Here is a 10434-nt window from a genome sequence, read left to right on the forward strand (position 1 = left end):
GTATTCTGCGTAATAAGCTTTTTAAAATTTTCAGAATTTGCCTTTCGACTAGTGCTTCTATGACAGAACATGGCAAAATCTGAATTGCCCCATCAGGAGTGCGTTGATGACTTCGGATTCCGCTAACATCTTGCTCGTGGATGACCACCTCAATAGTCTGCAAGCGCTCAGTCTTCTTCTCACTCGTCAAGGCTACCGAATTCGTAAAGCCACCAGTGGGGCGATCGCCCTACAGACCATTAGAGTCGAGCTTCCAGACCTGATATTGCTTGACATTCAGATGCCCCAGATGGATGGGTACGAAGTTTGTACAACCCTGAAGGCTGACCCGCTAACCTGCGACATTCCTGTAATTTTTTTGACGGCGCTTGATGATGTCGCTGACAAAGTAGCTGCTTTTAGCGCGGGTGGTGTGGACTATATCACCAAGCCGTTTCAAGCGTCAGAAGTGCTGGCACGAGTACAAAATCAACTGATGATCCAGCAGCAAAGAAGACAGTTGTTGGAGCAAAACCAGCGCTTGCAGCAAGAAATTCAAGAACGTCAGCGATTAGAATCGGCACTGATTCAGGCTAATTCAGATTTGCAGCGGTTGGCGTTGGTCGATAGCTTGACTCAAGTGGCAAATCGACGCTGCTTCGACGAACATCTCAACCACGAATGGCAGCGATTGCTTAGAGAACAGGCTCCGTTGTCGCTGATCTTATGTGACGTTGATTATTTCAAACTCTTTAACGACCACTATGGGCACCTGGCGGGAGATGCGTGTCTTTATCATGTGGCTCAGACCATCAATCGAGTGATCCGTCGGCCTGCGGATGAGGTGGCTCGCTATGGAGGCGAAGAATTTGTCATCATCTTGCCCAATACTGACGTGGCGGGAGCCGTCTTTGTCGCAGAGCAGATTCAAGCGGCGATCGCTCAACTTGCCATTCCCCACGCCAAATCGTTAGTCAATCCCTGTGTGACCCTGAGCTTAGGCATCACCAGTTTGACCCCGACTGCCGACAAGCTAACCCAGGATCTCATTGCTGCGGCCGACACTGCCCTCTACACCGCAAAATGTCAGGGACGCGATCGCTGGCGAGTTCAGTGTGACCAAGCGCCCTCTCAAAACGACCCAAAGCCTTGTTTTAAACGATCGCACATCTCCGTCTGACCCTTTTCGATCCAGTTGATGCTGGAATTCTATCTACGCGATGTGCAACTAATTCGCCCTCCTCACGAAGTGGGGCAAAGCCCTCGCGACCCTTCTCCCCAGGGAGAAAGACTTTCAAGGATTGTCCGGTTCCCTCTCCTTGGGGAGAGGGCTAGGGTGAGGGCAGTATTCTCAAGCGTTTGGAAAAAGTTGCACATCGTGTTTAGTCTTTAGTTAGTGTCACGAATTTTTCGCCACGTCTCAGAGAATAAAAAACAGCATTTCAGAGCTTCCACCAGATAAGAGTTTCAAAAATCTTCCAATCATTCTTCGACCGATGGCGAAAAATTAAAGACACTAACAGTCTTTAGTTTCTGGTCTTTAGTCTCTGGTCTATTACCAATTTTGAGCAGATGGCCGGAGTTGGTCGTCACAATCAGGTCGTTGCCGCTGCACCCGATTCCTGAAGGAATGCCATAGCGGGCTTTGAGAAGATCGACGATCGGCTTCACCTTCCCAGCGCGATCGACTTTTACCACCAGTCCCAAATTCGTCGTCACATACAAATCTTCGTTCTGCACTGCAATCATAAAGGGAATGCCAAATCCAGACGCTTTCAAATCGACGATGACAGAAAGTTTTCCGATCGGACTGACCCGCACCAACTGACCTTTGGATTGAGCCACTACAAAATCGCCGTCGCTCATCACAACTCCAAACGGATTGCCAAACTCAGTTAAGGTTGCGATCGGGGCGATCGCTCCTCCCGCGCTCACTCGCAAGAGCAGACCTGTCGATGCTGTGGTGTCTGTCGAGAGGGTGACGATGTACTCTGAGCCGTTAGCCACCACCCCAAACGGTGCCCCAAAGTCTCCAGCGATTTTTGAGAAGTCGGCGATTTTTGTATAAGTTCCGTCGCGCTTGACCCTGACGAGATAGTGCATGGGCAAATAGGCAGAGACGGTAACGATCCAATCTCCGGTTTGTTCAGCGATCGCAAAGGGAATGCCCAAATCCACCTTGGCTAAATCGACTAGAGAACGAGTCGCCCCATCCGCCCCAATCAGCAACAGTTGACCATCCAGCGTCGGCACGCCAAACCCATCCCGGCTGATCGCAACGCCTTGCAGAGTATAGATATTTAAGCCTTGAGCGATCGGCTTGATCGTCACAGCTTTATTTATTACAGGTTCTTCCACCACCGTCCTCACTGATTTAGAGAAGTTTAGACAAGTATTGTGAAAAAGTCTCAGTTGGCCATCTTGTGTGTCTTCTGGCTTCTGATTTTGGTGAATCATTCACGACCCATTCATCCGCTCAGATGAAGTTGTCCCCAGATCCCAATTCTTGAATAAACAATTAATGTAGAATGACCAGGTTTCCGCAGAGGTTGCCCCCTCAGTTGTAGATCATTCTCGGTAAATGCACTCAGAAAACTTTTAGTGATTTTTCTGTGAACTTGCGGAACCATGAAGATGAACATTAGATAGGACGACTGTGCTTATCCGGATGTTTTAAGAAACTGACGCTGTAGAACTAGAGCCGACCCCTCGTGGGTATCTCAAAAAGAGCACTCCCCTGCGGTCATTTGGTCATCAGCTTGTTTGAAATGAATTCAACCCTTACTCCAGTCTTAGTCGGATGAAAGCAACCAACTCTCTCCCTTCAGCCCCCATCGTTCTCAAGATTGTCGGAGTCATTCTGATTTTGTCTTCCCTAGTGGATTACATTTCGCTGCTGATTCCCTTCCGATCTGAGAAAGCTTGGCTTGTGGGTGTCGTCCCTCAATTAGTCGATCGTGGCATTATCCCGATGGTGGGGCTTGCCTTTTTGTTTGTCGCGTATTTTCTCGAAACGGGTTCTTTTGCGTCTGAGCGGGGCAAGCCGTTTTTCAGCCTGAGATTCTGGTCTTTGATTTTGGCCAGCATTCTGGGACTGGTGTTTTTTGTTTTGGTATTCCTGCATCTCAACACTAGCCGGCAGGTGTCTGAACAGGCGATTCAGCAAATTACTCAAGAAGCAACTGCCGCCGAAGGACAGGTCGATACTCAAGTGCTGCAACGTCAAGAACAGTTGAGTACTCTGCTCAAAGATGAAGCGCAGTTAAAGCGACTCAACGACACGATCGCCAGTGGTCAAGTCCAAGGTGATCAGCTAAAACAACTTCAAGAAGTGCAAAAACAACTGACCCAGCTAAAAGCCAATCCCGGTGCTTTAGAAGGTCAGGCCAAAGAAGCGCGCAACAAAGCCTTGATCCAGATTCGCGATCGCAAACAGCAACTTGAGCAGCAAGCCCGAACCGAATCCTGGAAAACGGGTCTGCGGGTTGGAGTCAGCAGCCTTCTCTTATCCCTGGGCTACTCCACGATCGCTTGGACAGGCCTGCGCGAACTGGGCATTTTTAGATCCCGTCGCAAAGCCCCCGCCCCCCGTTAATTTCATCCGTTGATCACAAGCGATCTTTTGGACTCCAAGGGTCGCTTTTTTGATGAAGATTTTCAATTCACTTTGAGGAAACTGCCAATTTCAAGGATCGTGAAGGGTACATTACAACAGCGCGATCGTTCTACCCATCTTCCCGAAACGCATCCGACCCTCTGAAAAGATTACTACCGCCCAAACTCTACTAAAACCATCCCTCATCCCTCATCCCTCATCCCTCATCCCTTCTTCCCCCTCCGCATGTTCTCAATCTACATCCTCACCCACAACGAAGAAATCGATATCGCTGCTTGCATTGAGTCTGCTCTGCAATCAGATGATGTTGTAGTGGTGGATTCTTTGAGCAGCGATCGTACCGTTGAGATTGCCAGCCACTACCCTGTTCGCGTCGTGCAACATCGCTTTGAGAGTCATGGCAAACAGCGCACCTGGATGCTAAAAGAAGTTCCGGTGAAGCATGAGTGGGTTTACATTCTGGAAGCGGATGAGCGGATGACCCCCGATCTGTTTCAAGAATGTCTAAACACGATCGAGCAGGCTGAACATGTTGGCTATTATGCCGCAGAGCGCGTCATGTTTATGGGGAAGTGGATTCGCCGCAGCACCCAATATCCTCGCTACCAACTCCGCCTCTTTCAGCGAGAAAAGGTCTGGTTTACTGACTACGGTCACACTGAGCGCGAAGTTGTCGAAGGCTCGACTGGCTTTTTGCAAGAGACTTATCCTCACTACACGTCAGGGAAAGGTCTGAGTCGTTGGATTGACAAACACAATATCTACTCGACGAATGAAGCGGTCGAAACCGTACGGCAACTCGATCAGGGTACGGTCAGATGGCGCAGTTTGTTTTTTGGAAAGTCAGAAGTTGAACGGCGACGAGCGCTAAAGGATCTGTCGTTGAGAATGCCTTTGCGTCCGATCGTTCGCTTCATCTACATGTACTTTTTTTTGGGCGGTCTATTGGATGGGCGTGCAGGATTTGCCTGGTGTACGCTGCAAGCCTTTTATGAGTATCTGATCTTGCTCAAAGTTTGGGAGATCAAAAATATGCCGCAGCACCAGCCTCATTCAGCAGACAAGATAGAATTGGCTTCTGGCAAATATCTCGAAGAGATCGCTCCTCCCATCTCAGAGGCGGATCACTGCTAGACTAAAACGGTTAGCCAGTCAAGATTTTGAATAGCCGTTTATCGAAACTAATCGGTTTCCAACGATCGTTGTGCATTGCTTTTACAAGGATGTTACGAATAATACCGATCGCGTTCGGATATTTCAGATCGGGGATCAATGATTAAATAAGAAAACTTCCCTGAGAAAGAGACCGGAAACCTTGCAACATTCCTTTACAACCTTTACAAATAGTAATAGACGCTCCTAAAACTCTAGAAAGAAGGTTGAAAAACAGGCAAGACGAGGAGCACTTTAAACCTGCACATCCTCAAAATTTCATCGCTGCGCTCATCCATCTTTCTCATTGCCTTGATGAAAGGCAGCTTCTAACCGTGATACTTGCAGCCAGTTGAAGGAGAGTAAGCACCCTGTGATCCAACGCCTCAAACAAGACTTAAAGAATGACCTGATCGCAGGTCTGCTGGTGGTCATTCCGCTGGCCACTACGATTTGGCTGACGATTACGATCGCAAACTGGGTCATTAACTTTTTAACCCGCATTCCCAAACAACTTAACCCGTTTGATGGAATGCAGCCCATTTTGGTGAATCTGCTCAATTTTTTAGTGGGGCTGGCGGTGCCTCTGTCCTGCATTCTGCTGATTGGACTGATGGCCCGCAACATTGCTGGACGATGGCTGCTTGATGTAGGTGAACGAGTCCTACAAGCCATTCCTCTAGCAGGCGCAGTTTACAAAACTCTGAAGCAATTGCTAGAAACAGTTTTGCGAGACTCTAATGGTCGCTTTCGTCGCGTCGTTTTGGTCGAGTATCCCCGCGTGGGAGTCTGGTCAATCGGCTTTGTGACCGGAGCGATCGGTTCAGAGGTGCAATCACATTTTCCGGGAGAGATGCTGAGTGTGTTCATTCCCACGACCCCCAATCCAACGACAGGGTGGTATGCGGTCGTGCCCGAATCGGCTGTAATTACGTTGGCAATGCCGATCGAGGATGCCTTCAAGGTGGTGATTTCGGGGGGAATCGTCAGTCCTGATTCGGCAGCTTTGGCAACGTTGACCAGCGTCAGCAGCAAACGAGAGCGCACGTTGGAACCTCTAATTGACACGACAAGACAAGCGATGCTCGAAGAATAATCACGTTTAGAACTGGGACGATCGAAGAATCCTGCTTTTGAATTTCAACGGGGGTCATCTTGACCTCTTATTTTTTGAGATGAAGGCTTCTGTCTGAAACCTGGGAAATCCCTTTGGTCTAAACCCCCGACCCGTCCTCAAACTTGCTAAGATAGCCAAGCGATACAGAACCTAGCCAACCCAAGCCGCCATGCAAGCCCGCCGAATTGCCCGTGAACTGGCTCTTTTGAGCATTAGTCAACTGCCTGCCAAGCCAGAGAAATTGACCACTCAAAAACTCCAGGATTTGGTCGTGGCATCCGTTCGCACCCTGGCTACCGAAGCAAGAGACGCGCTGGAAACCGCTTCTGCCGAATTGCAACGCAGCAACGCTCAACTGCTCAAAAGTGAAACTCGTACCAGCGATGTCGAGAGTGCAAGAGCCATTTTGAGAGAAACGATCGAACTCACTCAAACTGCTATCAACCGAGTCGGAAGCTCGATCGAAATTCCCGAATTCATTCAACTCACCAACCAATCAGACGTTCGCAACTACGCAGTCGAAATCATTACGCGACTAGTTTCAGAACGCTCAGAAATCGATGCCATCTTAGAAAATGCGCTGGTCGATTGGCAACTTAGCCGTCTGGCACGAATCGACCAAGATATTTTGAGAATGGCGATCGTCGATATGGTCTATCTGGGCATCGATCAACGTGTGGCGATTAATGAAGCGATCGAGCTTGCCAAACGCTACAGCGGCGAAGATGGACACCGATTTATCAATGGCGTTTTGCGTCGAGTCACTGAGCAGCAGCCTGCCGGATCAAAACCTTGAATCTGTGGGGAAATCTGTGAGGACTTAGCGCTGCAAACGACTCCCGCTTCCGCTTCTGTTCTACAGTAATGAGAGAAGATTCAGGTACAGGCAATGACGTTTAATTGGTTTAACCGGAAATTTGATCAAAAAGGCGAGGCGGCACCCGCTGAACCTGTCCAACCTGAACCTGACCCAACTCCGACCGAAGAAGCGCCGCCAGCCGTTGCCGAAGATTATTTGAACTTCGCTAAGGCAGCCTATGAAAACATTAAAAAACGTCAGCAGCAGTCCGAAGAAGCGCCTGTAGAAAGTGCTGAACCGACTGAAGCGATCGTAGAATCCCCTTCAGATACCGTTGCTGAAGATATACCTGAACCGATCGCCGACCCAACCACGACTGCCGAAGTTCCAGAAACCGCCGCCCTGATAGAAGAAGCTATCCCTGAAACGGCCGTCTTTGCGGTTGATGAAACGCCTGCCGAAATTGCACCACTCCCTTTTTGGGCGCAGGCTGACGCAGAGCGAGAAGCCCGTTTAGAGAGACTTCGAGCAACGGCGATCGTAGAGGAGCCAGAGCCTGCCGTCCAAACGGCCCAACCTGAACTGGTAGTTCCTGATTTCACGCTGGATGAAGGCTTTCTCTGGTCAACCGAAGTGCTGGCGGCTCAAGGTCGTCGCGCTGAAGATGTCACCCTCGAAGAAATTACCTGGCTCAAACGTCTGCGCCAAGGGTTGGATAGAACTCGCCGCAATCTGGTTAATCGTCTCAAGGCAATCGTCGGTCAAGGGCCGCTCAACCAGGATGCCGTCACAGAAATCGAGTCGCTGCTTTTGCAAGCTGATGCAGGCGTTGAAGCCACCGATAAGATTATCGATGCGCTGCAAGCCAGATTGCGAGAAGAAGTGCTGCCACCAGAGCAAGCGATCGCCTACCTCAAACAACTGCTGAGAGAATTACTCGATCGTCCGCTACAGTCTGCTCACACGCCTGTTTTTGTGCCCGAAAAAGACACGCTCAACATCTGGCTAATTACTGGAGTCAATGGGGCTGGCAAAACGACGACGATCGGCAAGCTGGCTCACATTGCTCAAAAGTCTGGCTACAAATGTCTGATTGCGGCTGCCGATACGTTTCGGGCTGCGGCGGTCGAGCAGGTGAAGGTCTGGGGTCAAAGAAGCGACGTGGAAGTAATTGCCAATCCGGGACAAAATACCGATCCGGCGGCAGTGGTGTTTGATGCGATCGCGGCGGCCCAATCACGAGGTACAGAACTTCTCTTGGTAGATACGGCGGGGCGGCTGCAAAACAAAAAGAATTTGATGGATGAATTGAGCAAGATTCGTCGCATCATTGACAAAAAAGCGGTAAACGCAAAAGTTGAGTCGCTCTTAGTTCTTGATGCCACACTGGGACAAAATGGTTTACGACAAGCGCAGGTATTTTCTCAAGCGGCTCAGTTAAGCGGCGTTGTGTTGACCAAACTGGATGGAACCGCAAAGGGAGGCGTGGCGCTGGCCGTCGTTGAAGAGTTGGGGTTACCGATTCGCTTTATCGGTGCGGGAGAAGGCATCGAAGATTTGCGCCCGTTTTCTAGCTACGAGTTTGTAGAAGCCTTGATTAGCGGTTAAGGATTGTGCGAATTGCGGTTCTGACTAATATGTAAGCGATCGCAGTATCAGTCTATCGAACCTACCGCAGTGGGTTTTGGATACAGTCATCTTCATCCATTATCCTGAGCAGAGATTGTCAACTCTAGCCGATCGTTTTTCGTCGATTGGCTCCAATACCTCGTGCTACTGGTTGGCAGCATCTATTTCGTGCTGCAACTCCGAAACAGCATCCAAAATTGAGACGAAGCGTTGCCCAAAACTGGTTAGCTTGTACTCAACTCGCGGCGGAATTTCTCCGTAAGCAATCCTTTCTAAAATCCCGAAGCCTACCATTTTGTTCAGGCAGTCACCTTGGACTTTGGTCGTCAGTCCATCAATCGATCGCGTGATAGCTCCGGGACGATTCACTCCTTGGCGAATCAACGTCAAAATTCGGATTGACCATTTACAGCCAACGATGTATTCCAGCATTGCGGCTGAAGTTACTTCTGGTTTGCCTCTACTCATTTTGCATAACTCAAAAATTTTCTCCCGTCCTGCCTTAATTTCTACCAGAAAGTAAGTACCCCACCCAAAAGTGCTGACTTTTCTACTCGTGCTCAGTTGCTTAAGATGCTGTAGTTACCATCTATTGCCTCGGAAAGGAAGTAATCATGTACTCAGAGTTTAGGCAAAAACAAGCACTCATCATCGGTGGGAGCAGTGGTATTGGACGAGCAGTTGCAGAAAGTCTTCTCAGCCAAGGAGCGATCGTCACCATTATCGGACGCAATCTTGCAAAACTTCAAGCAACGGCATCTGATCTCGAACCGTACGGGAACATCCAAATTTGGCAGGCAGACATCAGCGATCGCCGAGATACATTTCGGCTGGCTGATCAAATTGCTACCAAACTCACGAATGTTCACTACCTCGTAAATGCTGCGGGTGTTTTTCTGCCAAAGCCATTTCTCGAACACTCAGAGGCAGACTACGATCGCTATCTCAACCTCAATCACGGCACCTTCTTCACAACACAGCAGGTCGTTCGGAATATGGTACAGCAGAAACAAGGCGGTGCAATTGTCAACGTTGGCTCAATGTGGGCACATCAAGCGGTATTAGCAACCCCATCTTCTGCTTACTCAATGGCAAAGGCAGGCTTACATTCGCTCACACAACACTTAGCAATGGAACTCGGTCAGTACAAAATTCGGGTGAATGCGGTTGCGCCTGCTGTCGTAGAAACTCCGATCTATGGAGCGTTCATTAAGCCGGAAGACATTCATACAACGCTACAAGGGTTCAATGACTTTCATCCGATCGGGCGTGTCGGACAACCTATCGATGTTGCAGGGGTTATCACATTCTTAATGTCTAATCACTCCTCCTGGATCACGGGGGCGACCTGGAATGTGGATGGTGGAGTTATGGCGGGACGTAATTCTTGATCTTGAGGCTGGTGGATCAACTTCAAATTCCTGCTGTATCTGAAACATAAGCAGGACAACTTATCGTTTACCCGCCAGATTCATCAACTGTTTGAGGTTGACGAGGTGAATTACCTGCTTACTTGGATCGATTTTGATCCAGCCTTTGCTGTCGAGCTTCTCTAGAATTTTGGTCGTCTCGTCGGCGCTGATATCTGAGACATCCGCCAGGTCTTTCGCCGGAACGTTGAAAATATCCGTCCCGCTGCCCGACTCCTGTCCGTAATTTTCACCCAGTGCCACCAGCGTATTTACCAGCTTGATTGCAGGCGGTTGGTTGCGGAGTTGAAAGCGAAAATTGGTTTGGCGCAGTCGTCTGACCATCAATTGCAGCATCCGATGGTGTAGCTGCGGATCTTTGAAGAGGGTTTGGATAAATCGCTGTGCTGAAATGCTCAAGAGACGCACATTCGACAGGGCAATCACATCGGTCGATCGCGGCGACTCATCCAAGATCGCCATCTCACCAAAAAAGTCGCCCCGTCCCAAAATCGCCAGCGTCGCCACATCCTCACCCGTTCCAGAGTGCCGACGCACCTTGACCCAGCCATTCACCACAAAATAGACAGCATTTCCCCAAGCATCCTCCATCAAAACGGCTCTGCCAGACGGGTACTCATGCTCAGTTGCCACGGATAGGAGCCAGTCTAAGGTCTCTGGATTGGCCGCAGCCAGCAACGGAAATAGCTCACTGAAAACTTCAGTCTGCATG

At 49.5% G+C, this 10434-nt stretch carries 10 protein-coding genes; 7 read left to right on the forward strand and 3 right to left on the reverse strand.

Features of this window, described 5'->3' with window-relative positions; all coding sequences use genetic code 11:
- Positions 1 to 106 precede the first annotated feature (106 nt).
- Positions 107 to 1159, forward strand: coding sequence for a diguanylate cyclase domain-containing protein (locus tag ACJ2PR_RS24790; protein WP_446878947.1), 1053 nt, complete (start codon positions 107 to 109; stop codon positions 1157 to 1159).
- Between the two features lie 302 nt (positions 1160 to 1461).
- Here the strand turns inward: ACJ2PR_RS24790 and ACJ2PR_RS24795 are convergent, their stop codons facing one another.
- A complete protein-coding gene (locus ACJ2PR_RS24795) occupies positions 1462 to 2337 on the reverse strand; it encodes a hypothetical protein (RefSeq protein WP_446878948.1) in 876 nt (291 codons plus the stop codon).
- A 442-nt stretch (positions 2338 to 2779) separates the two neighbouring features.
- Between ACJ2PR_RS24795 and ACJ2PR_RS24800 the strand changes: the two genes are divergently transcribed.
- From ACJ2PR_RS24800 to ftsY, 5 genes are all read left to right on the forward strand, one after another.
- On the forward strand, positions 2780 to 3574 hold the full coding sequence (locus ACJ2PR_RS24800) for an HpsJ family protein (protein WP_446878949.1): 795 nt from the start codon (positions 2780 to 2782) through the stop codon (positions 3572 to 3574).
- 246 nt (positions 3575 to 3820) lie between these two features.
- Positions 3821 to 4729 (forward strand): glycosyltransferase family 2 protein, encoded by a 909-nt coding sequence (locus ACJ2PR_RS24805; RefSeq protein ID WP_446878950.1) that lies wholly within the window; start codon positions 3821 to 3823, stop codon positions 4727 to 4729.
- A gap of 391 nt (positions 4730 to 5120) precedes the next feature.
- Complete coding sequence (locus ACJ2PR_RS24810; RefSeq protein WP_446866997.1) at positions 5121 to 5843, forward strand: DUF502 domain-containing protein; 723 nt, start codon at positions 5121 to 5123, stop codon at positions 5841 to 5843.
- Positions 5844 to 6033: 190 nt separating this feature from the next.
- The gene (nusB, locus tag ACJ2PR_RS24815) at positions 6034 to 6660 is read left to right on the forward strand and encodes a transcription antitermination factor NusB (RefSeq protein WP_446860093.1); all 627 of its coding nucleotides are present in this window, start codon (positions 6034 to 6036) and stop codon (positions 6658 to 6660) included.
- A gap of 93 nt (positions 6661 to 6753) precedes the next feature.
- Entirely contained in the window at positions 6754 to 8271 is a 1518-nt protein-coding gene (gene ftsY, locus ACJ2PR_RS24820) for a signal recognition particle-docking protein FtsY (RefSeq protein ID WP_446878951.1), read from the forward strand.
- A gap of 165 nt (positions 8272 to 8436) precedes the next feature.
- Here ftsY and ACJ2PR_RS24825 read toward each other — a convergent pair whose 3' ends face one another.
- Entirely contained in the window at positions 8437 to 8760 is a 324-nt protein-coding gene (locus tag ACJ2PR_RS24825) for a winged helix-turn-helix transcriptional regulator (protein WP_446860095.1), read from the reverse strand.
- 146 nt (positions 8761 to 8906) lie between these two features.
- On the opposite strand from ACJ2PR_RS24825, the gene ACJ2PR_RS24830 reads away from it, so the two are divergent.
- The gene (locus ACJ2PR_RS24830; protein WP_446878952.1) at positions 8907 to 9683 is read left to right on the forward strand and encodes an SDR family NAD(P)-dependent oxidoreductase; all 777 of its coding nucleotides are present in this window, start codon (positions 8907 to 8909) and stop codon (positions 9681 to 9683) included.
- 60 nt (positions 9684 to 9743) lie between these two features.
- Here the strand turns inward: ACJ2PR_RS24830 and ACJ2PR_RS24835 are convergent.
- Positions 9744 to 10434: Crp/Fnr family transcriptional regulator (locus ACJ2PR_RS24835; RefSeq protein ID WP_446860097.1), on the reverse strand; the 691-nt coding region annotated here is incomplete at its 5' end.

Source organism: Phormidesmis sp. 146-33 (assembly GCF_052939515.1).